Genomic DNA, 26,356 nt, shown 5'->3' with positions numbered 1-26,356 from the left:
AGATTCCCAATGAAGATCACCTCTCTCGGTGGCGGCCACGGCCTGTACCAAACCCTGGTGGCAGCCCGCCTGTGCGCGGCCGATGATATTAGCGCGATTGTGACTGTTGCCGACGATGGCGGTTCCTCCGGTCGCATCCGGCGTGAGCTGGGAATTATCCCTCCTGGGGATCTGCGTATGGCCTTGTCGGCGCTGGCTCGCGATGATGAACATGGTCAGATGTGGGCAACGACTCTGCAGCACCGCTTCGGCGGGAGCGGCGCCCTAGCCGGGCATGCCGTTGGCAACCTCCTCATCGCCGGTCTAACGAGCGTTTTAGGCAGCGAGCAAGCCGCACTCGATGCCGTTGCAGACCTCACCCATTCTCATGGTCGGGTTTTCCCCATGTGTGATCAGCCGCTGGAAATTGAAGCAGATGTTGCCGGGCTTGACGACGACCCCCGCATCATGCGGACCGTCCGCGGCCAGGTAGCGGTGGCCACCACTCCGGGCACTGTCCGGAGGGTGCGGCTTATCCCTGAAAAGTCCACCGCCAGCTCTGCGGCTGTTGCCGCTATCACCGATGCTGACCTGGTGACTTTAGGCCCGGGGTCGTGGTTTTCTTCTGTCATCCCACATTTGCTCCTGCCCGGAATTGTTCAAGCCCTCAACGACACGTCGGCGTTGAAAGTCGTGCTGCTCAACCTCTCCGCCGAGCCGGGGGAGACCCAAGGATTCTCATCCGAGCGGCACTTGCACATGCTGAGCCAGCATGCGCCGACATTGCGGATTGATCAGATCCTGGTGGACGAAGACAGCATTTCTACTACCTCCGAGCGAGGCTATGTCGAGCGGGCCGCCCGTGCCTTAGGAGCCGTCGTTGTCTACGCGGACCTGCGGGAAGCAGATGAATCGGGGCGGATGACAAACCGCCATGATCCGTCCAAGATGAGTGCGGCGATGATGGCGATGTATCAGTCAGCGCGACCTGAGCACTAGACTTCACTCCCATTGCTTACTTGCTTGTTTGGAATTGATTGGAATGCCGGAAGAAAGGCAGTCACCTCGCCATGGCGTTGACAGCGAAAGTTAAAGAAGAACTAGCAACCGTATCGGTTCCCCGTCAGTCCGAACGAGCTTCGGAGACGGCCGCGCTGCTGAGGTTTGCGGGCGAGATGCAGGTGGTAGCCGGGGGCCGGTTGGTCATCGAGGTGGAACTCGACTCCGCGGCGGTGGCTAACCGAGTCAGCCAGTCGCTGGCGGATCTCTATGGCATCGAGGTGCACGCTCACACGATTGGGCCGGGTGGGGCTTCCAAGTCCACCCGTCATCTTCTACGCATCACTCAGGGGGCAGAAGACCTTACCCGCCGCCTGGGCTTGGTCACGCGCTCCGGACATCCCGTTGTTGGGCTTCCTCCGCAGGTCATCAGCGGCACAGTCGCCGATAGCGAGGCGGCCTGGCGGGGTGCATTCCTGGCGCATGGATTTTTGACTGAGCCAGGACGATCCTCGGCCTTGGAAGTGGAATGCCCATGCCAAGAGGCGGCGCTGGCTCTGGTGGGCTGTGCCCGACGGTTGGGCATTACCGCCAAGACCAAGGAGACGCGTGGCTCCGATCGCGTGGTTATCCGCGACGGCGATGCCATTGGGGCGCTGCTGACCCGAATGGGTGCCCAGCAAATTCGCTTGCAGTGGGAGGAGAAGCGCCAACGCCGGGAAAGTCGCACGCAAGGAAATCGCTTGGCCAACTTCGACGACGCCAACCTGCGTCGTTCTGCTCGCGCTGCCGTCACCGCAGCTGCCAGGGTAAACCGGGCCATGCACATCTTGGGCGATGACGTCCCCGAGCATCTTGCCGAGGCCGGACAGCTACGCGTTAAACACAGCCAAGCGTCGCTGGAGGAACTGGGGCGATACGCGGATCCGCAGATGACCAAAGATGCAGTGGCTGGGCGGATCCGTCGGTTGCTGTCGATGGCGGATAAGCGAGCAGAGGAATTGGGCATCCCGGATACTAGTGAAGCAGTCACGGACGACCTGTTGGATGACGCCTGACCCGGTTTCCGGTCGGGCGTGGCGCACACCACAATCGAGTTGGTTTACACCATTCGGGGGTAGGGAACCTGCGATGCTCTCACTATTTCCGCCCCAGCACTATCCGGGAAGTTCGCTGATCACCGAGGATGGCACCTAAATTGTGGTGGTTTTTGGCGCAAAGGTGTGTCTTTTGCGCCCGAGGCAAAAATAGCCAAAAGCAACCGGAAACCAATTGTGGGAAAAAACCTCACTGCGCGCGCGGGAATTCGTAGCTAAACTGAGTGGAAGATCGGCCGTGAACGAATGTCCCACGATGGGAGCCATGGCCGTATCCGGACACAGGTATTCGACACCGAGGAGAAAATTGTGACCACTCGCGTTGGCATTAACGGCTTCGGCCGCATCGGCCGTAACTTCTACCGTGCAGTGCTTGAGCGCAGCGATGACATCGAGATCGTTGCGGTCAATGACCTGACCGACAACAAGACTCTGGCAAACCTGCTGAAGTACGACTCCATCATGGGCAAGATCAAGGGCGACGTCGAGTACGACGACGAGTCCATCACCGTCGGTGGCAAGCGCATCGCTGTTTCTGCAGAGCGCGATCCGAAGAACCTTGACTGGGCTGCTCACGACGTCGACATCGTCATCGAGTCCACCGGCTTCTTCACCGACGCTGAGGCTGCCAAGGCTCACCTCGAGGCTGGTGCCAAGAAGGTCATCATCTCCGCTCCGGCGAAGAACGAGGACGCAACCTTCGTCTACGGCGTCAACCACACGGACTACGATCCGGAGAACCACACCGTCATCTCCGGCGCATCCTGCACCACCAACTGCCTGGCTCCGATGGCCAAGGTCCTGGACGAGAAGCTCGGCATCGTCCGCGGTCTCATGACCACCGTCCACGCATACACCGGTGACCAGCGCCTCCACGACGCCCCGCACTCGGACCTGCGTCGCGCCCGCGCTGCCGCCGTCAACATTGTCCCGACCTCCACCGGTGCAGCCAAGGCTGTCTCCCTGGTTCTCCCGCAGCTCAAGGGCAAGCTCGACGGCTACGCACTCCGCGTCCCGGTCATCACCGGTTCTGCCACGGACCTCACCTTCACTGCTTCCCGCGAGACCACCGTTGAAGAGGTCAACGCAATCATCAAGGAAGCCGCTGTAGGCGAGTTCGGCGACACCCTGGCCTACACCGAGGATCCGATCGTCTCCACCGACATCGTCGGTGATGATCACGGCTCGATCTTCGACGCTGGCCTGACCAAGGTCATCGGCGACCAGGTCAAGGTTGTGTCCTGGTACGACAACGAGTGGGGCTACACCTGCCAGCTGCTGCGTCTGACTGAGTACGTCGCTGACAAGCTCTAAGAAAAATTAGCCGCACCTCCTGAATCATGTGATGCTAGGGGAGTGCGACCCCTGCGGCCCGGGGTGTGCCTCGGCACACTTCCCGGGCCGCATCTATATGTCTAGTACCTATAACTTCACCCCTATTGAACCCAGGAGCTTTTCATGACTGTCAAGACCTTGCAGGACCTCCTCGACGAAGGCGTCGAAGGCCGTCACATTCTCGTCCGTTCCGACTTCAACGTGCCGCTCAATGACGCCGGTGAAATCACCGACCCGGGCCGCATCACCGCATCCTTGCCCACCCTCAAGGCACTCGTCGACGGCGGTGCCAAGGTCATCGTCATGGCGCACCTGGGCCGCCCAAAGGGCGAGGTTAATCCCAAGTACTCCTTGGCCCCGGTTGCTGAAGCCCTCTCCGAGGCCCTCGGGCAATACGTCGTTCTCGCTGCCGATGTGGTCGGCGAAGATGCGCATGAGCGCGCGAACGGTCTAACCGATGGCGATGTTCTCCTGCTGGAGAACGTGCGTTTCGACGCCCGCGAGACCTCCAAGGATGAGGCAGAGCGCGGCGAGTTCGCCGACTTGCTCGTCGACCTTGCGGCTGACAACGGCGCCTTCGTGTCCGACGGCTTCGGCGTCGTCCACCGCGCTCAGGCCTCCGTCTACGATGTGGCCAAGCGTCTGCCGGCCTTCGCCGGCAAGCTGGTGGAAAAGGAAATCTCCGTCCTGGAGAAGACTGCCACCGCCCCGGAGCACCCCTACGTCGTCGTCCTTGGTGGTTCCAAGGTCTCTGACAAGCTCGGCGTCATCGAGGCCCTGGCAAGCAAGGCCGATCACATCATCATCGGCGGCGGCATGTGCTACACCTTCCTCGCAGGCGAAGGCTACAACGTCCAGAAGTCGCTGCTGCAAGAAGAGATGATCGACACCTGCAAGAGTCTCCTCGAGCGCTTCGGTGACAAGATCGTCCTGCCGGTTGACCTCGTTGCCGCCTCGGAGTTCTCCGCCGATGCTGAGCGCAAGATCGTGGGACTCGACGGAATCCCCGAGGGGTGGATGTCCCTCGACATCGGCCCGGAATCCGTGAAGAAGTTCGCCGACGTGCTGGCCACCTCCAAGACCGTCTTCTGGAACGGCCCCATGGGCGTGTTCGAGATGGAGCCCTTCTCCAAGGGCACCGCCGGTGTCGCACAAGCAATCATCGATGCCACCGCCAACAATGGTTCCTTCTCTGTCGTCGGCGGCGGCGACTCTGCAGCTTCCGTCCGCGTTCTTGGCCTCGATGAGGATGGTTTCTCCCACATCTCCACCGGTGGCGGTGCTTCCCTCGAGTTCCTCGAGGGCAAGGACCTGCCCGGCGTTTCCATCCTCAACCGCTAGCACTCACCCCTATTGAAAGGAGTGCCACCACCATGGCACGTACCCCCCTCATTGCCGGCAACTGGAAGATGAACCTGGACCACCAGCAGGCCATCGGAACCGTGCAGAAGCTCGACTTCGCCCTGCCGAAGGAATACTACGAGAAGGTTGACGTCGCACTCACCGTCCCCTTCACTGATATTCGCTCCGTGCAGACCCTGGTCGACGCCGAAAAAATGAAGATCACCTACGGCGCACAGGACGTTTCCCAGCACGAGTCCGGTGCGTACACCGGCGAGGTGAGCGCCCAGATGCTGGCCAAGCTGGGCTGCACCTGGGTCGTCGTGGGCCACTCGGAGCGTCGGGAATACCACAACGAATCTGATGAGCTGGTTGCAGCGAAGGCTGCTGCGGCCCTCAAGCACGGAATGAGCCCCATTGTCTGCGTGGGTGAGCCGCTGGAGATCCGCGAGGCAGGCACGCACGTTGACTACGTCGTGGAGCAAACTCGCGCCTCCCTCGCAGGGTTGTCGGCCGAGGACCTGACCAACACTGTCATCGCTTACGAGCCGGTGTGGGCTATCGGTACCGGCAAGGTTGCTTCCGCAGCCGACGCCCAGGAAGTATGCGCCGCCATTCGTGGACTCGTCCGCGAGCTGGCGGGGGACGAGGTTGCTGACGGCATCCGAATCCTCTACGGCGGTTCTGTGAAGTCTGACTCGGTGGGCGAGATCGTCGGCCAGCCGGACGTAGACGGCGGCCTCGTCGGCGGCGCTTCGCTGGACGGCGAGGACTTCGCAAAGCTGGCAGCTAACGCTGCCTCGGCCGTCTAGGCACGACCCAGCACGACCTCAAGCACTAACCCGGACAACCAGGGAGATGACCGCGTGACTGCACGCAATCACCTACAGGAAGATATTCGATACCTGGGCCGAATTCTCGGCCAGGTGATTGCGGAGCAGGAAGGCGACGAGGTTTTCAACCTGGTTGAGCTAGCCCGCCAACAGGCCTTCGAGGTGGCGAAGGGAAACGCCGACCTCGAGGTCTTAGTGGAGCTTTTCCGCAATATTGAACCGACGCAGGCCACGCGAGTTATTCGCGCGTTTTCCCACTTCGCCCTCATGGCGAACCTAGCGGAGGACATCCACGACGATGTTAACCGTGAACTCCAGCTCGATGCCGGTGGCCCCGCGCCCGATTCCACCCTGGACGCCACCTGGGACAAGCTGGCTGAAGCACAGCTCAAGTCCGCGGACATTGCCCGCACTCTCGACGGGGCCCTCGTGGCGCCGGTTCTCACAGCACACCCGACGGAAACGCGTCGGCGCACGGTGTTCGATGCCCAAAAACACATCACCGAGCTGCTCATCCAGCGCAATGACGTCCTCGAGGCCGAGCCGAACGCCCGCACTGAGGCCCGACTCGCTTCCATCGACAGCAACATTCGCCGTCGCATGACAATCCTGTGGCAAACCGCCCTCATCCGCGTGGCTCGTCCGCGGATTGAGGACGAGATTGAGGTGGGGTTGCGCTACTACAAGCTTTCCCTTCTCAAGGAGATTCCGGCACTTAACCGTGCAGTCAATCAGCGACTCACGTCCGACTTCGGTGACGTCACCCCTGCCCGGCCAATCTTGCGGCCGGGATCTTGGATCGGTGGTGACCACGACGGTAACCCCTACGTCACTGCCGAGACGCTTGACTATGCCTCCCGCCGTGCGGCACAGACGGTGTTGAAGTACTACGCCGCCCAATTGCATGCCCTGGAGCACGAACTCAGTCTCTCCGACCGTATGACAGCAGTGACCGTCGAACTCGTCGCCTTGGCCAAAGAAGGCAACAACGAAGTTCCCAGCCGCGTGGATGAGCCCTACCGCCGCGCTGTCCACGGCGTCCGCGGTCGCGTCCTGGCAACGACGGCTTCATTGGTGGGGGAGGACGCAGTCGAAGGCGTGTGGCACCGCAACTACCTGCCCTATGCTTCAGCAGAAGAATTCGACGCTGACCTTGGCGTCATTGATGAATCCCTGCGCAGCTCGCAGGACGACATCATCGCCGATGATCGCCTCGCTTCCATTCGAGCAGCGATCGCTAGCTTTGGTTTCCACTTATACTCGATTGACCTGCGGCAGAACTCCGAGAGCTTCGAAGACGTGCTCACGGAAGTGTTCTCCACCGCACACGTGACTGAGGACTATTCGGCACTGTCCGAGGACGCGAAGGTGGAGCTCCTCACGGCGGAACTGCGCACCCCGCGCCCACTGGTGCCCAGGGGCTATCGGGGATTCACCGAGCCAACGCAGCGCGAACTGGACCTGATCGCCCAGGCAGCCGATTCCGTCGATCGCTTCGGCGAGAAGATGGTCCCACACCAAATTATCTCGATGGCGACCTCGGTCAGCGACATTTTGGAGCCGATGGTGCTGCTCAAGGAGGCTGGTCTCATTCAGGCTGGCGGTGATGAGCCGACCGGCAGCATCGACATCATTCCGTTGTTTGAAACCATCGATGACCTTGAGGCTGGCGCCGACATCCTGCGCAGGTTGTGGGACCTTCCCCTCTACCGTTCCTACCTCGCCCAGCGCGGTGGGGTCCAGGAGATCATGTTGGGATACTCCGACTCGAACAAGGACGGTGGCTATTTCGCCGCAAACTGGGCCCTGTACGCCGCTGAGCTTGAGCTGGTTGAGATCTCCCGCGAGTACGGTATCCGTCTGCGGTTGTTCCACGGCCGCGGCGGCACCGTTGGTCGCGGTGGCGGCCCATCCTACGATGCCATCTTGGCTCAGCCCAAGGGCGCGGTTGACGGCTCGGTCCGCGTGACTGAACAGGGCGAAATCATTTCCGCGAAATATGGCAGCCCCCGGGCCGCTCGTCGTAATCTCGAGGCACTCGTGTCTGCGACCCTGGAGGCCAGCCTTCTCCCCGTCGATGAATTGGAGGACCGCGACCGGGCAATTGAGATCATGACTGAGGTGTCTCGCCTCAGCCGCGAGAAGTACGCCTCGTTGATCCACAATGACCCGGGCTTCATTCCTTACTTCGTCCAATCCACGCCGCTGGCGGAAATTGGGGCGCTGAACATTGGCTCCCGCCCGACGGCCCGAAAGCAAACTAAAGCTGTCGATGACTTGCGGGCCATCCCCTGGGTGCTGGCTTGGTCCCAGTCGCGCGTCCTGCTTCCTGGCTGGTTTGGCGTGGGTACTGCGCTGGCCGAGTGGATCGGGGAGGGCGACGGTGCTGAGGAGCGCCGGGCCGAGCTTCGTCACCTGTATGAGACCTGGCCGTTCTTCTCTTCCGTGATGTCCAACATGGCGCAGGTTATGAGCAAAGCGGGCATGGAACTCGCCGAGCTGTACGCTCGGCTTGTCGACGATCGCGAGATCGCCTCGCGCGTCCACGCCGTCATTGCGGAAGAGTTTGACCTCACCCGCCGCATGTTCAGCGAGGTCACCGGCAGCGATGATCTCCTGGCGGACAACCCTTCGTTGGCACGGTCGGTGCGTCGCCGCTTCCCGTACCTGTTGCCGCTCAACATCATTCAGCTTGAGTTGCTTCGTCGTCACCGCGCCGGAGATGAGCGTGACTCCGTTTCGCGGGGTATCCAATTGACCATGAATGGACTAGCCACGGCGCTGCGGAATTCCGGCTAGTCCCTGGTGTAGACTGACCGGAGTTTCACCCCACCAATTGTTTAAGGATCCTAATGCTCCTCGCGCTTCAGATCATCCTCGTACTCTCTGCCGTGCTCATGACTGTGTTTGTCTTGCTGCACAAGGGTAAGGGTGGCGGTCTGTCGAGCCTCTTCGGTGGAGGTGTCCAGTCAAACCTCTCCGGCTCGACGATCGTGGAGAAGAACCTTGATCGCTATACCATCCTCATGGCGGTCGTGTGGATCGCGTGTATCGTCGCGCTGAACCTGTTGCAGGCCTTCGCCGGCTAGGTCCGACCAAGAACAAGCGGATGCTCCCCAGACACCGTCTGGGGAGCATTCATTTTTGACAGTTCAGCCGGTTGGCCTACTTGAGGCGGCTGAACTTCGCCTTGAGAGCGTCGACCCGCTCTTCGACTTTCTCGTGACGCTCCTGCTTGCGCTGCTCCCTCATGGCGTGTCGGGCGGCGTCGGCGGCATCGGCGACGGCTTGCTGTTGTGCCTCGATTTCCGCGACGATCTCTGCGACCGGGCGGCGAATAATCGTGCCACCTGCCTCCTTCACTACGGCGTCGAGTGCAGTCGTGTCGTTCTCGGCTGTCTCGGCAATGATGGCGTTTCGACCAGTGGGGACGAGTCCAGCGAACTCGGTGATGGCATCATCAGCGGTGTTGGCTCGGGCGGCATCGAAGATCAGTCCGCCCGAGGCGCCTACGGACGCCCCGAGGAGCATGCCGAGCGGGCCGCCGAGGACTCCCACCAACATGCCGAGGAGAGTTCCGGTGAGGGTGCCTTCGCCGGTGAGCGTGTCGTCGCCCTCGGTGAGCCGGATGGCTCCCTGGTCATCGCGTTCCACGATGGCGGCCGCGGAGACTCCAAGTTGTTCGTAGTAGGGCTTCAATTTTGAGTAGAGCTCGTAAGTCGAAGCGTTGTCAGGCAAGGTGATTGCTACTGCGTAGTCGGTCATAGGTTCTCCTCTCGACCGCAGTGAGGTGCCGCGGAATGGTGGAATCCTTCCGGAAACGTTTTCGGGAAGGGGGTAAAACCCAGCCTAAGTCGGAGTAAATAGGGTGTCATCCCTGGTTCCCTGGCAAACCGAACCCTAGCCATTCACTCGTCAGCTAAGAAATGGTTTGTTAGGAATGGAGTTTGGCTACGTGAGTAGCAGTCATCGCGAGCATCATGTGCCAAAGGATCTAAGGCGTCAAGATGGAGAAATTTCCAAAAATCCCCCGAAAGTGCACTACTTTCGGGGGTAACTAAAGGTAGTTCCAATGGAGATGTCAGTCGAACTAGGGTCGCGATTACTCCTCGGCCGCATCGTCGGTCAGGAACAGTACTGTCTCGGACCGGCCCCGCGCTCCCGCAGCTGGCCATTCCACCGCGGGGGAGCCGGCGATGACGTGGGACGCTGCTTCGGCCTTCTCGCCACCGGAGACCAAAAGCCACACCCGCTCGGCGCTGGCGACGGCGGGCAGGGTGAGGGTAACGCGCTCCGCGGGAGGCTTGGGGGAGTCTTCCACTGCCACCACCAATAGGTTTTCCTCGGCAACCGCAGCGGAATGGGGGAACAGTGAGTTGATGTGGCCTTCGTGCCCCATGCCCAGCAGGTGCAAGTCGAAGCCGCCTGGCGCATAGGTTGCTATGGCCTCGGTGTAGGCAGCTACGGCCGGTTTCATGTCCGAGCCGTCAAGGCCGTAGCCGTGGATGTTCTCTGCCGGGATGTCCACGTGGTCCAGGAGGGCCTCGCGGGCTTGGCGTTCATTGGATTCTTCGTGGCTTAAGTCCACGTTGCGCTCGTCGCCGAAGAAGACGTGGACCCGCGTCCAGTCAATCTGGTTTGGCAACGCGCGCAGGTGCCGAAGCAAGCCGATGCCGGCCCCGCCTCCGGTGATGACGACGTGGGCAACCCCACGCTCCGAAATGGCCTCATTAACCACTGACACGAAGCGCAGGGCGGCATCAGAAATAAGGGATTCGAGGTCGGGAACCCGGTGAACGGTGACCATGGGACTAGTCCTTTTCTACGTATTCCACGCGATTGAGACCACGGAGGGCGTTGGCGTAGGTGAGGTCGGGGTCGAGGTGGCGAAGCTCCTCGGCAAGGCAGTCTGCATCCGAGCGGACCACCATCGACACCAGGGACTCTGGCCGGTCGGGCATGGCGACGCGGACGGTGCGGTGGTCGAGCACGTCGACCGTGAGCGGGCCGGAGGCCCGTTCGAAACGAAGTGTTTGGATGGGGAACAGGCGGGCGTCGATAAGCGGCCCCGTGATCTCCCGAATGATGGGGACCCCGAGACGGTCGGCAAGCCAACCAGCGGCAATGTCGACCGCTGGGGTGTCCGGCGGGCCGGACAAAGTGACCGATTCGACGTCCTCGTGGGGAAAGCGGTCCAGGGAGGAGGCAACGATGCCCCGCCAGCTGGTAATTGCCGACCACACCATGTCCGAATCGCCGGGCGCATAGGTGGCGCGCAGCCGCTCGAGGATACCGATGGTTGGGCAGTGCGCCGAGTTGGTGATGCGGCGCTGAGCCAGCAAGCCGAGCGGATGCTCCGAGGGGTCCTCCGGGGCGGCCGTCGGCCACCAGGTGACCACCGGGGTGTCTGGGAGTAGGAGGGGAGTGACCACGGACTCCAAATGCTGAGTCAGCTCCCCGGTGATCTGCATGATGACCATCTCTGACGCGCCCGCATGCCCGCCGACGCGCACCTCGGCGTTGAGGTGCGGCTCGCCCTCCGCAGAACCGGTGAGCAAGACGATGACACGGGCGGGATGCTCGTGGGAAGCATCGCGGGTCACGGAAATGATGTGGTCAACGTTGTCGTCCATTTCCGCAACGACGATGAGCGTAAGCACGCGGCCGGTCGTTTGGGAATTATTCTCGCGCGCATCCAGGAGGCTGGCGGCGATCTTCCGGGTGGAGGTATCCGGCAAAGTGATGATCATGGGGGCCTTTCCAACTGTAATCAGCGACGAGATTAGGGGCGACGCCACGTGCGGCCAGTGCGCTCAAGCATGCGGTCGGCGCTAGCGGGACCCCACGTGCCCGCCCGATACTGCTCGGGCTGGCCCTGCGAGGCCCAGTATTCAAGGATCGGGTCCAGGATCGCCCAGGAGAGCTCGACCTCTTCGTTAGTTGGGAAGAGGCTGGACTCGTCGAGCAGGGCGTCGAGGATGAGACGCTCGTAGGCTTCGGGCGACTCCTCGGTGAAGGCTTCTGCGTAGGAAAAGTCCATGTTGACGTCGCGGACCTCCATGGCCGAGCCTGGGACCTTGGACCCGAACCGCATGAGCACGCCCTCGTCCGGCTGCACCCGAATGACCACGGCGTTGCGCCCCAGCGAGGCGGTTTGGCGTTCAGAGAACGGCTGGTGGGGTGCTTCTTTAAACACCACGGCGATCTCGGTGACACGACGCCCCAGGCGCTTGCCGGTGCGCAGGTAAAAGGGCACGCCCGCCCAGCGACGGGAGTTGATCTGTAGGGTGCAGGCCGCATAGGTCTCGGTCGTGGAATTGACGTCGAAACCGTCCTCCTCCCGCAGGCCAAGAACCTGCTCGGAACCCTGCCAGCCGGAGGCATACTGCCCGCGGGCCGTGGTTTTGCTCAGCGGGTACACCGGTGAGGTAGCGCGCAGGACCTTGACTTTCTCGGCCTGAAGCTCGGTGGGGTCGAAGGTAACGGGTTCTTCCATCGCCACCAGAGCCAACAACTGGATGAGGTGGTTCTGGATGACGTCGCGTGCCGCGCCAATGCCGTCGTAATATCCGGCTCGGCCGCCCAACCCGATGTCCTCGGCCATGGTGATCTGGACGTGGTCGACGTAGTGGGAGTTCCACAGCGGATCAAACAGCTGGTTGGCAAAGCGCAACGCCAGGATGTTCTGGACGGTCTCCTTGCCCAAATAGTGGTCGATGCGGAAGACGGACTCCTCTGGAAAAACCGCGTTGACCACCTGGTTCAGCTCCCGGGCGCTGGCCTCATCGTGGCCAAACGGCTTCTCGATGATCACGCGCCGCCACGATTCCTCAGTCGCTTCCGCCAGCCCCGAACGCTCGAGCTGATGGCAGACCTTAGAGAAGTAGTCCGGCGGAACAGAAAGGTAGAACGCCCAGTTCCCGGCTGTGCCGCGCGTCCGGTCCATCTCCTTCAACGTGGCGGCCAGCCGGTCAAACCCGGCGTCGTCGAAGTTGCCTTCTACGAAGTGCGCGCCCTCGGCGAGGCGTTCCCACACGTGCTCGCGGAACTTGGTGCGCGCGCCGGCCTCCACGGCCTCCCGGACGTAGGCCTCGAAATCGGCCTTGCTCCAATCGCGTCGACCGAATCCCACCAGCGTGAAGCCGGCTGGCAGGAGTCCACGATTAGCGAGGTCGTACACCGCCGGCAGCAGCTTCTTGCGTGCCAAGTCGCCGGTCACGCCGAAGATCACCATGCCGGAAGGGCCGGCGATCCGCGGTAGCCGCTTGTCGTGGACATCGCGCAGCGGGTTGTCCCACTGCTCAGTATCGGTCGAGGCCATGAAGCGTCGTCCTTTCTTCGTTACTGCAGTTGGGTTTCCATGGAGTCGAGCAGTTCCTGCCACGCGGACACAAACTTATCGACGCCCTCCTGCTCCAGCACTGCGAACACATCCTCCATGTCGATGCCGACTGCAGTCAGCTGCTCGAACAACGCCTGTGCCGCATCCGCGGCACCGTCGAGGGTGTCACCGTGGAGGCCACCAAGCTCGAGGACGGCGTCGATAGTCGCTTCAGGCATGGTGTTGACCGTGTCGGGGCCGGCCAGCTCAGTAACATACAAGGTGGCCGAGTAGTCCAGGTTCTTCACTCCGGTCGATGCCCACAGCGGGCGCTGGACGTTAGCGCCGACGGGGAGACCTTCGCGTCCGAGTTCTTGGAACACGGCGTACGCACGCTGTGCGTTGGCCACGCCTGCTTTGCCGCGCAGCGCCAGGGCCTCGTCAGTGCCGATTTCCTCGAGGCGACGATCCACCTCGGAGTCGAGGCGGGAGACGAAGAAGGAAGCGACGGAGAAGATGTCGGAAACGTCATGGCCATTTTCAGCGGCACGCTGGATGCCCTCGCGGTAAGCGATGATGACTTGGCGGTAGCGGGCCACCGAGAAAATCAAGGTGACGTTGACGGAAATACCCGCGGCCAAAGCGTCGGAGATCGCCGGAAGCGAACCGTCCGTGGCCGGGATCTTGATCATCACGTTGGGGCGGTCCACCTTCTTCCACAACTCCTTGGCCTGGGCGATGGTGGCGTCGCGGTCGTCGGAGATTCGCGGGTCGACCTCGATGGAGACACGACCGTCACGACCCCCGGAGCTCTCGAAGATCGGGAGGAACACGTCACAGGCATCGCGAACGTCATCGACTGACATTGCGTAGACGGCTTCGTCCACGGCGGCACCAGCGGCCTTGAGCTCAGCGATCTGCGCGTCGTAGGCGTTGCCCTTGCTCATGGCGGCGGCAAAGATTGCCGGGTTGGTGGTGACACCAACGACCGACTTGGTCTCGATGACCTCTTGCAGGTTGCCGGAGGTGATGCGATCGCGGGAAAGATCATCCAACCAGGTGGATGTGCCCAGCGAGGCTAGCTCGTCGATAAAACTCATCTGTAGATCCTTTACTGAGTTGATGGTGGTTACTGGGAAGCGGCGAGGGATTCCTTGGCGGCGGCGGCAACGGCCGCGGACGTAATGCCGAATTCCTCATAGAGCTTCTCGTAGGCGGCGGAGGCACCGAAGTGTTCGAGGGACACGTTGCGGCCATGCGTGCCGGTCCAGCGGTGCCACGGCTGAGCGATACCGGCCTCGACGGAAACGCGGGCGGGGACGGCTGCCGGGAGTACGGATTCGATGTACTCAGCATCTTGCTCTGCGAACCACTCCATGCAGGGAACAGACACCACGCGGGCGGCGATTCCCTCAGCTTCAAGGGAGGCTGCGGCCTCCACGGCGAGCTGCACCTCGGAGCCGGTACCCAACAAGATGACATCGGGGGTTTGCTTGGAGCCCTCAACGAGGACGTAGGCGCCTCGGCGGACACCCTCGGCCGCCTTCTCCTTCGTGCCTTCCAGCACGGGGACGTTCTGACGGGTCAAGGCAAGGCCCTTGGGGGATTCGCGGTACTCCAGCGCTGCGGCCCACGCCTGAGCGGTCTCGTTAGCATCCGCCGGACGGATAACCGACAGGCCCGGGATCGCGCGAAGCGCAGCCAGGGTTTCCACTGGCTGGTGGGTGGGCCCATCTTCGCCCAGACCGATGGAGTCGTGAGTCCACACGTAGTAGGCATCGCACTTCATCAAGGCGCCGAGTCGAACGGCCGGGCGCATGTAGTCAGAGAAGATGAGGAAGGTGCCGCCGTAGGGCCGGGTCGGGCCGTGGAGGGAAATGCCATTAAGAATGGATCCCATCGCATGTTCGCGGATACCGAAATGAAGGTTGCGGCCATAAGGCTCAGCAGACCAGGTGTCGGTGGAGATCTCCTTCGGGCCGAAGGACGGCGAACCCTTGATCACGGTGTTGTTCGAGCCCGCGAGATCCGCAGATCCACCCCACAGCTCCGGCATGACGGCACCCAATGCCTGGAGAGTGGCTTCGGAGGCCTTGCGGGTAGCAACGCCCTTGGCATCAGCATCCCAGGTGGGGAGGGACTCGTGGAAGCCGGCCGGCAGCTCGCGGTCAGTGAGGCGATCGAACAGGGCCTTGTTCTCCGGGTGGGCGGTAGCCCAGGCATCGAACTTCTTCTGCCAGGCGGCGTGCTTCTCAGCGCCGCGCTTGGTTAGCTCGCGGGTGTGGGAAATTACCTCCTCCGAGACATCGAAATTCTTCGACGGATCGAAGCCCAGGAGCTCCTTGGTGGCTGCAACCTCAGCTTCGCCCAGAGCGGCGCCGTGGGAGGCACCGGTGTTCTGCAGGTTCGGTGCCGGGTAGCCAATGATGGTGCGCAGACGGATGAAGGTCGGGCGAGAGGTGTCGGCCTTGGCTGCGACGACAGCCGATTCGATGGCAGCGACGTTTTCGCCGCCTTCGATCTCAATGGTCTGCCATCCATAAGCCTGGTAGCGGGCGACGACGTCTTCGGTGAAGGCGATCTGGGTGTCATCTTCGATGGAGATGCGGTTGTCGTCCCAGAAGACGATGAGGTTGCCCAGTTCCTGCGTGCCAGCGAGGGAGCAGGCCTCGGAGGTAACACCTTCCTGGAGGTCACCGTCGGAGGCGATGACGTAGACATAGTGGTCGAAGGGGGACTCGCCGGCTGGAGTCTCCGGGTCGAAGAGACCGCGCTCACGGCGAGATGCCATGGCCATGCCGACAGCAGAGGCCAGGCCCTGCCCCAGCGGACCGGTGGTGATCTCCACACCACGGGTGTGATGGACCTCGGGGTGACCCGGGGTCAGTGAATTCCAGGAGCGCAGCGCCTTGATGTCATCGAGCTCGAGGCCAAAGCCTCCCAAATAGAGCTGAATGTACTGAGTGAGGGAAGAGTGACCGCAGGAGAGGACGAAACGGTCGCGGCCCACCCAGTCGGTGTCATTGGGGTCGTGGTTAATGATGCGCTGGTATAGCGTGTACGCCAGCGGAGCGAGGGACATCGCGGTGCCCGGGTGACCGGAACCCACGTTCTGGACTGCATCAGCCGCCAAGACGCGGACGGTGTCGACCGCTCGGGTGTCGGTTTCCGTCCAATCGACGGGGTAGTGGCGCTCGGTCAGAGCCTGCAGTTCGGGTGTCAAGGTCACGGGAAATCCTCACTTCAGTAGAGATTGGGTCAGGAGAAACCACCAACAAAGGCATCGGAGGTTTTCGTCTCCGTCTACTTTAGTGCTCATTGAGACTCTCATGTGATCAGATGCTCTCAATGCCAGCACCGAGTGGCTATTTCCGCCCTGATTCTCACGCGTGATCGATCAGCCGTTAGTATGACAAGAACGCGCGCGCCCCTGAACTTCTCGCTGAGACTGCCCTTCGTTGCGTGCGGTGGGAACTTTTCGAGTCCTAGACACGACAAGTCTGGGGACGCGTCCGTGTCGTCGAAAACCATGTTGTTGGAGGAATCTCACTTGGAGACAATCAAGGCCTACATTGCGCTGACGAAGCCGAGGGTCATTGAACTACTCCTCGTTGCCACGATTCCGGCGATGCTGCAGGCCGAACGTGGCGAGAATAATATCCTGCTGATCTTGCTTACCGTCGTTGGTGGTTGGATGGGCGCGGCCGCGGCGAATACCTTCAATATGGTCGAGGATTCAGACATCGATCAGAAGATGGGTCGCACGCGAGCTCGCCCCCTGGTGCGCAAGAAAGTCTCCAACCGCGAGGCCTCTATTTTCGCCTGGGCGTTGTTGATCATTTCGGTTTTGTGGCTCGGTGTGCTGTGTAACTCCTGGCTGGCCGCGCTTTTTATTGTGCTGACCAACTGGTTCTACGTGTTCGTCTACACCAAGTGGCTTAAGCGTCGCACCTGGCAAAACGTCATTTGGGGCGGTGCCGCGGGCTGCATGCCCGTTTTGGTGGGCTGGGCCGTAATCACCGATAACCTGCCGGAGGGCGTCCCCCACCAGTGGTGGCAGGCGATCGTGCTCTTCATGATCATCTTCTTCTGGACGCCGCCGCACACCTGGGCACTGGCAATGAAGTACAAGGACGACTACCAAAAAGCCGGAGTCCCCATGCTTCCGGTGGTGCGCAAGCCCGTGGAGGTGACTCGGCAGATCGTGTGGTACACCTGGGCCACGGTTATCACCACGCTGCTGCTAGTCCCCGCTGCCTCGTGGATCTATCTCATCGGCGCCCTCGCAGGCGGGGCTTACTTTCTCGTGATGGCGCATGTCCTGCACAACGGCGTGGTCAAGGGCGCGAACGTCAAGCCCCTCAAGCTGTTCATCCTTTCGAACAACTACCTGGCGCTCGTGTTCGTCGCCCTGTCCGTCGACGCGGTCCTAGGGTGGCAGACCATCGGCGAGATGCTCGGCTGGACCACCACCTTTTTCTAGTCCTGCACCTGCAGCACGATCGACCCGGTGGTCTTGCGGGCATGCAGATCCCGATGGGCCTGCGCAGCCTCGGCCAGTGGATAAGAGCTGGATACTCGGAACTTGAGCGTGCCATCAACCACGGCCTGGGTGACCGCCTGCGCGCGCATTCGGAATTCTCCCTCGCCTGAGGTCCACGCACCGATTGACGGTCGAGTGAGGAAGATCGAGCCGTGAGTATTCAGCAGCTGCGGGTCGAAGGGCTCCACCGGCCCGGACGCGGCGCCGAAGAGGCAGACCGTGCCGCGGGGGCGGACGGCTTCGAGGGACTCGTTGAACGTGTCCTTGCCGACGCCGTCGTAGACCACGTCCACTCCAACTCCATCATTGCGGCGGCGGACAACCTCTGCGAGGTTGTCTGAATAGCGAAAGACCTCGGTTGCGCCCGCTTCGAGTGCTAGCTTCTCCTTTTGATTGGAGGAGACGACTGAAAATACGCGAGCCCCCTTGGCGGCCGCCATCTGGGTCGCGAGTAGACCAACACCGCCAGCGCCGGCGGTGATGAGGCAGGAATCTCCCTCCTGAAGGTCGTAGACGCCGTAGGTGAGGTAGTGGGCGGTGATGCCCTGCAACAGCATCGACGCCGCGACGTCCGGGCTTACGCCCTCCGGAACCGCGACGAGGCGATCGCGGGGGACACAGACCTGCTCAGCGTAGGACCCAAATGCATCACACCAGGCGACGACGGTGCCCTCGGCGATCTCGCCTTGGGGGTCATACACCACTCGGCCGGTGCCCTCGAGTCCGGGCACGAAGGGGAGGGCCGCGTGGTAGACGCCTTCCCGGTAGTACGTGTCGATGTAGTTGACGCCCGCCACCTGGACGTCGACAAGCACCTCGTCCTCGGAGGGGACGGGTGCGTCGATGTCGCGTACGTGGAGGACCTCAGGTCCACCGGTCTGGGAAATTTGGATTGCCTTCATGGCATCCAGGCTAGCGACCTCTAGGCAGAAACGGGGGCGTTTTCTGCTGTGGGACCGATTCGACGCCGCCCGTGGGCGTAAAGGAAGGCGGAGAAAGCGACCACAATGGACGACATCGCAATGTGGGCAGGGATGGTCCAGCGCGGGATGCCGAGGTTGAATTGGATGATGCCGATCGCCCACTGCACCAGGATCATCGCGATGAGGACCCAGGCTGTTCGTTTGGCGGCGAGAGAGGCCTTGCCCTGATAAAGCAGCCACACAATGACGACGGTCGCCGTGAGGTAGATGTACATCGTCGCGGCGTGGATGTAGGCCATCAGCTCAATGTTGACGTCGAGGCGACCCTCCATGCCAGCGCCCGAATCACCGGAGTGAACACCGGCTCCCGTAACCATCGTTCCGGTAACGAGGACCACGCTGAGGCAGACGGCGGCGACGACACTGAATCCGCGGATGAGGGGGGAGAACAGGCGGACGGGCTCCGCGCCATCGGGTTCGGCCAGGCGCATGTAAAGCAAAGCGGCGATCCACACCAGCGCCATGGACGGCAGGAAGTGAATGGCCACCGCCCACCACTTCAGATCCAAGTGGACAGAGATTCCGCCGAGCACTGCTTGGAGGACGATGCCCAACCCGGAAATCACCGAGTACACGATGATCTCCCGGCGCCGTTTCGCCCGGAGCACCGCCACGAAAACGGCGATGGCAATGGCGGCCAACACGAAGGTCAGCAGACGGTTACCGAACTCAATCGCCTGATGCAAAGCCGGTGCGGCTCCCTGGACGGGAACCAATGAACCCTCGTGGCAATTGGGCCAAGTGTTGCAGCCCAAGCCGGAACCAGTCACGCGGACGATGGAACCGGTGACGGTGATCGCGCCCTGCGCGACGAGCAAAATCATGGCAAGGACTCGCTGAACCTTCAGCGAAGGGAGCATTGGTTCTTTGATAACGGGGGTTGTCGCAATCTGAGTCACGGCGTCCACCCTACCTGTTCGTGCAGCTTGCGGGCCAATTCTGCGCGGTTGTCGGACGTGGCGTATCCCACTAAAGAACTAGGCGGAAAAGCGGAACCATTTCGCGGCGGCAGCCGACGCCACACCAGCCCACGCGAGAAGGACGAGGATCTCGCGCCAGGGGAAGGCGCCGTCAAAAGCGAGGGTCAAGCCGGAGGCCATCGCCACCGAGGGGATGAGTGTGTACCAGCCGGCGTCGTAGAGGCCCTGTGAGTATAGGACCCAGCCGACGATGCCGACGAGGATCACCCAGATGAGGTTGGCCAACGCCAACACCAGCTCTGAGCTAAACGTGCCACCCATAAGCAGACCTAGGGAGGTGAAGGCCGCGACGCCGGCGAAGAGCACGACGAGGCCGAGCACGACGCCCGTGAAATCGGTGCGCCAGCCGAGCACAAAGGCTGTCCCGGCCAACAGGATGGTTTGGAGGACGGCCATGACGGTAACTGCGATGACCTTGCCCGCGATAATGATGCTGGCCGAGACTCCTGAAGCTCCGGTACGCTTGAGCGCCCCATAACGACGGTCAAAGGCCAGGGCGATTGCCTGCCCAGTGAATCCGGAACTGGTTGTGGCGATGGCCAGCATCATGGGCAGGATCTCGGACACGCCGGTCTCCTCACCCAAGAGGGGAATGCTGCCCGCGATGATGAGCATGCCCAAGGGGATGATGATGCTCAACAGTTGTTGCTCGCCGTGGCGGAGGAAAAGAATGGTCTCCATGCGCCCCTGCGCCATGACCATGCGGCGCTGGGAGGCTCTTTTCGGGGCCGGGGTGAAGGTGCCGGGGGCGAAGCGCGAGGCGTTCGTGGTGTTAGACATGTCAGCTCCTCAGGCTTCGGCCGGTGATGTCGAGGAAGACTTCCTCGAGGTTGCGATGATCGACGTCGAGGCGCCGGATAAGCACTCCTTGCCTTGCGGCGGCAGCCGTCAGGGAAGCGAGGAGCTCCGGGGTGGGGTTCCCGGCAGCTCGATAGTTGAGCGGGCGAACGGTTTCGATGTCGAGCCCCGCGATGTCCGGGAGGTTGAGCGGGCAGTCGGTCTCGAAATTCACTCGGCTCGACCCTGCTCCGGCGGTGAGCGCAGCGGGGGAACCCTCGGCCACGACGCAACCACGATCGATAATGACGATGTGGTCGGCCAAAGATTCCGCTTCGTCCATGAGGTGGGTGGTCAGGATGACTGTGACACCATCCGCCCGCAGTGCACTGACTAGCTCCCACACCGCGAGGCGGGACTGAGTGTCCAAGCCCGCTGTGGGTTCATCGAGGAAGACCAACTCGGGGCGTCCGATGAGTGCGAGCGCGAGAGAGAGCCGCTGCTGTTGTCCACCGGACAGCCGCCGATAGGTGGTGTTGCGGACGCCGCCGAGCCCCAGGACGTCGATAAGCCATTCGGGATCGTGCGGATTGTCGTTGTAGGCCGCGGCCAAACGAAGCATCTCTGCGACTCGGATACCGGAGTAGGAACCGCCGCCCTGCAGCATGATGCCAATGTGTCGGCGGACCTCGTCCGCGTGGCGCGTCGGATCAATGCCGAGAACTCGGATGGCGCCCGAAGTGGGGGAGGTGAAACCCTCGCACATTTCGATGGTAGTGGTCTTGCCGGCACCGTTGGGGCCCAAAAGGGCCAAGACCTCCCCGCGGCGGGCGGTGAAGGTTAGCCCATTGACCGCAGCGGTGTTTCCGTAGGTCTTGACCACGTCCCTCAGTTCGAGGGCTGGTGTCTCCATCGCCGAAGATCCATCAAAAGTTGCAGGCACGATGTATCAGTGTAGGCCAAGCACTCCGCGGCGCCTCAACAGCCACCATCCGCCCGCGACGACTGCTGCAAATACCAGCGCAGCCCCCACGTAAATGCTCACCACTGTCATGGGTGGCAGGGAAAGGCCGCGGGGGAGAACGAAGACACTGAAGGTGGCGGAATAGGCCATGACGGCGAAGCGGAAGAAGGAACGGTTGGCCCATGCTGCTAGGGGGAGGATGGCCCACAGCATGTACCAGGGGTGAACAACGGGGAAGAGGATAACCAGGACAAAGGTAGCCACTCCGAGGCCGCCTACGGGGTGGATTGTTCCCCGGAAGGTGGCGAAGAGCAGGCGGATGAGGAAGCTCCCGGCGACGATGATGCCGACCGCCTGGGAGACGCGGATGACCATCGCCGAGTGATCGCCAAGGCCCAATAGCATGCCAAAGAACCCAGAGATCACGCCGATGGTGGTTGACAGGGACAACCAGCTGCGGATGGTGGCTGCGCCGCCTTGCCCGGTGACCCAGCCGAGGCCGATGCCGGTGCAGAGAGTAACCACCGCGATGGTCGCCAAGAGCAAGGCAACCTGGATGCACACCGCCACGGTGACGGCGACCACCGGATGTCGTCCCGCGCGGAGGAAATAGCGGGCCAGGTTCATGCCCACGAACCCAAGTGCGAGGAAGCCAGTTACCTTGACCATGCCGGCGCAGGCGATGAGCGCGGCGGAAGCGACGATGAAGGCTGCTGCTCTCGCGAGGTTCGCTTTCTCGCCATTGCGGCCGTCGAGCATGTCTACTCCCCGCAAGCCCAGATGCAAACCCACGAGCATCAAGCTCAGCAGCAGGGCCTCATTATGAATCCCGCCGATCAGATGCAGGATGGTCAGGGGATTGAGCACTCCTAGCCACACGGCTGCAACCGGGCTCACGCCGCAGCGCGTAGCCAGCCGACTGATCGCCCACCCGGCGGCGATGAGGCCGATGAGCGACAGCAGGCGATGGGAAAACACGCCCAGGATGATGGAATCAGAGGTGATGTGGCTGATCGCGGAGGAAATCCAGAGAGCGACCGGACCGTATGGCGAGGGGGAGTGCGACCAGATGAAGGGCACGGAACGTGCCAGCGGGTCCTCGGTGCCCAGCAGGTCCACGGGACCGGCGGAGTAGGGATCCATTCCGCGGGCCACGATCGAACCCTGGGCCAAATAGGAGTAGATGTCCTGGGTGAATAGCGGAGCAGTGAAGATTAACGGCAGGACCCAAGCGGCAAAAGTACGTTTGAGAGCGGACATCGACACCGTGGGTTGACGGGAAGTTCTGCGGGATACGCCCACGAACGGAGCCATGAGCAACCAGGCCAGGACTAACAGGCCAACTCCCACCATGACCATGACGGAGGAGGTTTGCAAAAGGCGGGAGAGGAGAAATCCGCCGGGGAAAGAGGAATAGGGATTATCAACCACTGGTAGGGCGCCTGCGCCGAGGGCGCCGAATCCGATGAGCACAGTGCCTGTGGTGCCGACGATGCGCAGGACCTGAAAGCGCGAAAGCTCCCGGACGCCGAGCCGACCGCTGGCCGGAGTGGGGGCGGCGTCTTGGTGCAGGGTCGCCGAGCGGGATCCCGCGGACCCGAGCCGCGGGAGATTTGAGGCAACATCGTCGATGATGGCCGGGCGTCTGCGTTCCACAGAGATCATCCTAGCGGTCGGGCGGTCCCCCATCGGGCAGTGTCGAGCATGGTTACTACTTAGTCACGCCTAAGAGATGGTGGTGGCGTATCAAGTTGGACAAGGGGAATGAATTAAGGAACACTTGTGTTGTCGAATACATACGGAACTTGGCAACCAGTCCGTTTATGTCAGACGCAACAAACAATGAAGCATGAAGGTGACTGCGATGGCTGAGATCGAGGACGGGGACACCCGCCGCCAGATCACGCATACGTTGTTAAAACACGCGCCAATCACCGCTTCGGATCTAGCTAACCGTCTCAACATGTCCGCCGCAGGCATCCGCCGCCACCTCGACATCTTGGAAGCTGATGGCTTCATTGAGATCGATACCCGGCGCGCTGCCCGCTCCGCGACGAGGGGCCGTCCGGCAAAGGCCTTCCGGCTCACCGATCGCGGGCACCTCCAATTCGGCCATTCCTATGACCAATTGGCCGCTGACGCCATCGAGACCCTTCGGGCCACCAGTGGGGAAGAAGCGGTGCGGGATTTCGCTCGCCGCCGGATCGAGCGCATCGTCGAGGGAGTCACTCCCGCCGGCGACACCGCGGAATCGGTCGAGCGCACCGTGGAAGAGTTGGCCGCGGCATTTGACCGCCATGGCTACGCCGCTACGGTGCGCCAGGCGGGCCCAGGAATCCAGATTTGCCACCACCATTGTCCGGTGGCAAGTGTCGCGGCGGACCACCCGGAACTCTGCGAGGCGGAGCATGAGACAATTTCCCATTTGGTAGGCGTGCATGTCCAACCCTTGGCTACCGTCGCTGGTGGGCACGGCATTTGTACGACGAACATCCCTTTAACACCCGTGCAACACACCCCCGACAATCTCACCCCAGAAGAAAGGAGCGGATCATGACCCAGGCAACACAAAACCCCGGAGTCGATACCCCGATGAATGATGATCAGATCATCGAGTCGATCGGTCCGTACAACTACGGCTGGCACGATTCTGACGTGGCGGGCGCCTCTGCTCGTCGCGGCCTGAACGAAGACGTCGTCCGCGACATTTCCGCGAAGAAGGATGAGCCGCAGTGGATGCTTGACCAGCGGCTGAAGGCCCTGAGCATCTTCGATCGCAAGCCCATGCCCACCTGGGGTGCAGACTTATCGGACATCAACTTCGACACGATTAAGTACTTCGTGCGCTCCACCGAGGGACAGGCTCAGTCCTGGGAGGATCTGCCCGAGGATATTAAGAACACCTATGATCGCCTGGGCATCCCGGAGGCGGAGAAGCAGCGCCTCGTCGCCGGTGTCGCCGCTCAGTATGAGTCGGAGGTCGTCTACCACCAGATCCGCGAGGACCTGGAGGAAAAGGGCGTCATCTTCCTCGATACGGATTCCGCGCTCAAGGAGCAGCCGGAGCTGTTCCAGGAGTACTTCGGCACCGTCATTCCGGCGGGCGACAACAAGTTCTCCGCCCTTAACACCGCAGTCTGGTCCGGCGGGTCCTTCATTTACGTGCCCAAGGGCGTCCATGTGGACATCCCGCTGCAAGCCTATTTCCGTATTAATACCGAGAACATGGGGCAGTTCGAGCGCACGCTGATCATCGTCGACGAAGATGCCTACGTCCACTACGTCGAGGGTTGTACCGCCCCCATTTACAAGTCCGATTCGCTCCACTCCGCAGTGGTGGAGATCGTGGTGAAGAAGGGTGGTCGCTGCCGCTACACCACCATCCAGAACTGGTCGAACAACGTCTACAACCTCGTGACAAAGCGCGCCAAGGCGGAAGAGGGCGCGACCATGGAATGGGTCGACGGCAACATCGGCTCCAAGGTCACGATGAAGTACCCGGCCGTCTGGATGACTGGCCCCTACGCCAAGGGCGAGGTCCTCTCTGTTGCCTTCGCTGGTGAGGGTCAGTTCCAGGACACTGGCGCGAAGATGACGCACATGGCTCCGTACACCTCCTCCAATGTGGTCTCGAAGTCCGTTGCCCGTGGTGGTGGCCGCTCCGCCTACCGTGGCTTGGTACAGATCAATGCCAACGCGCACCACTCGACGTCCAACATCGAGTGCGACGCGCTGCTGGTGGATAACATCTCCCGCTCGGATACTTACCCCTACAACGACATCCGCAACGACCACGTGACCCTGGGCCACGAGGCGACGGTGTCCCGCGTCTCCGACGAGCAGCTGTTCTACCTCATGTCCCGCGGCATCGCGCAAGAGGAAGCCATGGCGATGATCGTGCGTGGTTTCGTTGAGCCCATCGCCAAGGAGCTGCCGATGGAGTACGCCCTGGAGCTCAACCGACTGATCGAACTGCAGATGGAAGGATCGGTGGGTTAGACCGATGCAAGCAAGGACAATCGAGACCGAAGCGGTCCGCAATGCAACCCCGCATAACAACAAGGGTGACCTGTTCACCTCGTTCAACGTCGATGATTTCCCCATTCCGGGTGGTCGCGACGAAGTGTGGCGGTTTATTGCTTTGCGACGGATCCGTGGCCTCCACAATGGCACCTTCGCCGAGGCCGTAGAGCAGGATGTGCGTGTCGACGCCCCCGCGGGCGTCATCGTAGACACCCTCACCCCGGGCGATGCGCGCCTCGGGCGCGCTGGCGCGCCCGTCGATCGAGTCGCCGCGCAGGCTTGGACTTCCATGCCTTCGGCCCAGTACGTCGGGTTCGCCAAGGATTCCGTCACCACCGAGCCGGTCGCCATCACGATCACCGGCCGCGGCGAAGGAGTCACCTCCTTCGGCGCCACCGTCATTGAGGTGGAGGCTGGCGCTCAGGCGACGGTCACGCTCAACTACCGCGGCTCGGGCACCCACGCCGACAATATTGAGATGATCGTTGGCGACAACGCCAACCTCACCGTCGTCGTCGACGCCGATTGGGACAACGACGCCGTCCACCTGTCCGGTCAGATCGCGCAGCTCGGCCGCGACGCTGTCCTGCGCCACAACGTGGCCACCTTCGGCGGCGAGATCGTTCGCATCGTCCCCCGGGTGAAGTTCACTGCCCCGGGCGCAGATGCCGAGATGCTCGGTGTCTACTTCGCGGATGACGGACAGTACTTCGAAAACCGCCTCCTCGTGGACCACTCGGTGCCGAATTGCCGTTCCAACGTGATGTACAAGGGCGCCCTGCAGGCGGACCCGACCTCCGATAATCCGGAAGCCCGCACCTGCTGGGTAGGCGACGTGCTCATCCGGGCCAACGCCCAGGGCACCGACACCTATGAGGTCAACCGCAACTTGCTGCTCACCGAAGGTGCGCGGGCGGATGCCATCCCGAACCTTGAGATCGAGACCGGCGAGATCGCCGGTGCTGGACACGCCGCCACCGTCGGTCGTTTTGACGACGACCAGGTCTTCTACCTCATGGCTCGCGGTATCCCCGAGTCCCAGGCTCGCCGACTCATCATCCGAGGCTTCTTCTCCGAGGTCATCAACCGAATTCCGGTGGAGTCCATTAGGGAAGTCCTAGAAGCTCGCGTTGCCTCTGAGCTCGAATCCGTCCACGCCTAAGTACACGTAGAACTGAAAG

Annotated in this window: 22 protein-coding genes; 11 read left to right on the top strand and 11 right to left on the bottom strand. The window is 61.9% G+C overall.

Annotated features, from left to right (window positions below; translation table 11 throughout):
* Window positions 1-9 precede the first annotated feature (9 nt).
* The 7 genes from CATRI_RS06910 to secG all read left to right on the top strand — a co-directional run bounded on the left by CATRI_RS06910 (window position 10) and on the right by secG (window position 8,673).
* The gene (locus CATRI_RS06910; RefSeq protein WP_290216034.1) at window positions 10-978 is read left to right on the top strand and encodes a gluconeogenesis factor YvcK family protein; all 969 of its coding nucleotides are present in this window, start codon (window positions 10-12) and stop codon (window positions 976-978) included.
* 71 nt (window positions 979-1,049) lie between these two features.
* Window positions 1,050-2,036: a DNA-binding protein WhiA gene (gene whiA, locus CATRI_RS06905; RefSeq protein ID WP_290216032.1), complete on the top strand. Its 987-nt coding sequence runs from the start codon at window positions 1,050-1,052 to the stop codon at window positions 2,034-2,036.
* 348 nt (window positions 2,037-2,384) lie between these two features.
* Window positions 2,385-3,389 (top strand): type I glyceraldehyde-3-phosphate dehydrogenase, encoded by a 1,005-nt coding sequence (gene gap / locus CATRI_RS06900; RefSeq protein ID WP_290216030.1) that lies wholly within the window; start codon window positions 2,385-2,387, stop codon window positions 3,387-3,389.
* A 144-nt stretch (window positions 3,390-3,533) separates the two neighbouring features.
* On the top strand, window positions 3,534-4,751 hold the full coding sequence (gene pgk / locus CATRI_RS06895; RefSeq protein WP_290216027.1) for a phosphoglycerate kinase: 1,218 nt from the start codon (window positions 3,534-3,536) through the stop codon (window positions 4,749-4,751).
* A 32-nt stretch (window positions 4,752-4,783) separates the two neighbouring features.
* Window positions 4,784-5,563, top strand: a complete 780-nt coding sequence (gene tpiA / locus CATRI_RS06890) for a triose-phosphate isomerase (RefSeq protein WP_290216026.1) — start codon at window positions 4,784-4,786, stop codon at window positions 5,561-5,563.
* Window positions 5,564-5,617: 54 nt separating this feature from the next.
* A complete protein-coding gene (gene ppc, locus CATRI_RS06885; protein ID WP_290216024.1) occupies window positions 5,618-8,383 on the top strand; it encodes a phosphoenolpyruvate carboxylase in 2,766 nt (921 codons plus the stop codon).
* Between the two features lie 53 nt (window positions 8,384-8,436).
* Window positions 8,437-8,673, top strand: a complete 237-nt coding sequence (secG, locus tag CATRI_RS06880; RefSeq protein ID WP_290216021.1) for a preprotein translocase subunit SecG — start codon at window positions 8,437-8,439, stop codon at window positions 8,671-8,673.
* Between the two features lie 76 nt (window positions 8,674-8,749).
* Here the strand turns inward: secG and CATRI_RS06875 are convergent, their stop codons facing one another.
* From CATRI_RS06875 to tkt, 6 genes are all read right to left on the bottom strand, one after another.
* Complete coding sequence (locus CATRI_RS06875; protein ID WP_290216020.1) at window positions 8,750-9,349, bottom strand: DUF1269 domain-containing protein; 600 nt, start codon at window positions 9,347-9,349, stop codon at window positions 8,750-8,752.
* Between the two features lie 337 nt (window positions 9,350-9,686).
* Window positions 9,687-10,391, bottom strand: a complete 705-nt coding sequence (pgl, locus tag CATRI_RS06870) for a 6-phosphogluconolactonase (RefSeq protein WP_290216018.1) — start codon at window positions 10,389-10,391, stop codon at window positions 9,687-9,689.
* A gap of 4 nt (window positions 10,392-10,395) precedes the next feature.
* Window positions 10,396-11,334: a glucose-6-phosphate dehydrogenase assembly protein OpcA gene (locus CATRI_RS06865; RefSeq protein WP_290216016.1), complete on the bottom strand. Its 939-nt coding sequence runs from the start codon at window positions 11,332-11,334 to the stop codon at window positions 10,396-10,398.
* A 32-nt stretch (window positions 11,335-11,366) separates the two neighbouring features.
* Complete coding sequence (gene zwf, locus CATRI_RS06860) at window positions 11,367-12,905, bottom strand: glucose-6-phosphate dehydrogenase (protein ID WP_290216014.1); 1,539 nt, start codon at window positions 12,903-12,905, stop codon at window positions 11,367-11,369.
* A 20-nt stretch (window positions 12,906-12,925) separates the two neighbouring features.
* The gene (gene tal / locus CATRI_RS06855; RefSeq protein WP_290216011.1) at window positions 12,926-14,005 is read right to left on the bottom strand and encodes a transaldolase; all 1,080 of its coding nucleotides are present in this window, start codon (window positions 14,003-14,005) and stop codon (window positions 12,926-12,928) included.
* Between the two features lie 29 nt (window positions 14,006-14,034).
* Entirely contained in the window at window positions 14,035-16,134 is a 2,100-nt protein-coding gene (gene tkt, locus CATRI_RS06850) for a transketolase (RefSeq protein WP_290216008.1), read from the bottom strand.
* 180 nt (window positions 16,135-16,314) lie between these two features.
* Here tkt and CATRI_RS06845 point away from each other — a divergent pair, with 180 nt between their 5' ends.
* Entirely contained in the window at window positions 16,315-17,388 is a 1,074-nt protein-coding gene (locus tag CATRI_RS06845) for a heme o synthase (protein WP_435384150.1), read from the top strand.
* Here the strand turns inward: CATRI_RS06845 and CATRI_RS06840 are convergent.
* The 5 genes from CATRI_RS06840 to mptB form a co-directional block, all read right to left on the bottom strand.
* The gene (locus CATRI_RS06840) at window positions 17,385-18,350 is read right to left on the bottom strand and encodes a quinone oxidoreductase family protein (RefSeq protein ID WP_290216004.1); all 966 of its coding nucleotides are present in this window, start codon (window positions 18,348-18,350) and stop codon (window positions 17,385-17,387) included. The genes CATRI_RS06845 and CATRI_RS06840 overlap by 4 nt on opposite strands.
* Window positions 18,351-18,370: 20 nt before the next feature.
* On the bottom strand, window positions 18,371-19,291 hold the full coding sequence (locus tag CATRI_RS06835) for a COX15/CtaA family protein (RefSeq protein WP_290221015.1): 921 nt from the start codon (window positions 19,289-19,291) through the stop codon (window positions 18,371-18,373).
* Between the two features lie 117 nt (window positions 19,292-19,408).
* Window positions 19,409-20,191 (bottom strand): ABC transporter permease, encoded by a 783-nt coding sequence (locus CATRI_RS06830; RefSeq protein WP_290216003.1) that lies wholly within the window; start codon window positions 20,189-20,191, stop codon window positions 19,409-19,411.
* A 1-nt stretch (window position 20,192) separates the two neighbouring features.
* A complete protein-coding gene (locus CATRI_RS06825; protein WP_290221011.1) occupies window positions 20,193-21,101 on the bottom strand; it encodes an ABC transporter ATP-binding protein in 909 nt (302 codons plus the stop codon).
* Window positions 21,102-21,137: 36 nt separating this feature from the next.
* Window positions 21,138-22,817 carry a polyprenol phosphomannose-dependent alpha 1,6 mannosyltransferase MptB gene (mptB, locus tag CATRI_RS06820; protein WP_290216001.1) on the bottom strand — a complete coding sequence of 560 codons (1,680 nt, stop codon included), beginning with the start codon at window positions 22,815-22,817 and terminating at the stop codon, window positions 21,138-21,140.
* Window positions 22,818-23,016: 199 nt separating this feature from the next.
* On the opposite strand from mptB, the gene CATRI_RS06815 reads away from it, so the two are divergent.
* Genes CATRI_RS06815 through sufD form a run of 3 tightly spaced genes read left to right on the top strand, consistent with a single transcriptional unit; the run spans window position 23,017 to window position 26,337 of the window.
* The gene (locus CATRI_RS06815; RefSeq protein WP_290215998.1) at window positions 23,017-23,709 is read left to right on the top strand and encodes a helix-turn-helix transcriptional regulator; all 693 of its coding nucleotides are present in this window, start codon (window positions 23,017-23,019) and stop codon (window positions 23,707-23,709) included.
* Window positions 23,706-25,151 (top strand): Fe-S cluster assembly protein SufB, encoded by a 1,446-nt coding sequence (sufB, locus tag CATRI_RS06810; RefSeq protein WP_290215997.1) that lies wholly within the window; start codon window positions 23,706-23,708, stop codon window positions 25,149-25,151. Before CATRI_RS06815 ends, sufB begins: the two co-directional genes overlap by 4 nt.
* A gap of 4 nt (window positions 25,152-25,155) precedes the next feature.
* Window positions 25,156-26,337 carry a Fe-S cluster assembly protein SufD gene (gene sufD, locus CATRI_RS06805; RefSeq protein WP_290215995.1) on the top strand — a complete coding sequence of 394 codons (1,182 nt, stop codon included), beginning with the start codon at window positions 25,156-25,158 and terminating at the stop codon, window positions 26,335-26,337.
* Window positions 26,338-26,356 lie beyond the last annotated feature (19 nt).

It is taken from the genome of Corynebacterium atrinae (genome assembly GCF_030408455.1).
Lineage (GTDB): Bacteria > Actinomycetota > Actinomycetes > Mycobacteriales > Mycobacteriaceae > Corynebacterium > Corynebacterium atrinae.
The sequence above is the reverse complement of the archived record's forward strand: the minus strand, read 5'-3'. Positions and strand labels throughout refer to the sequence as shown.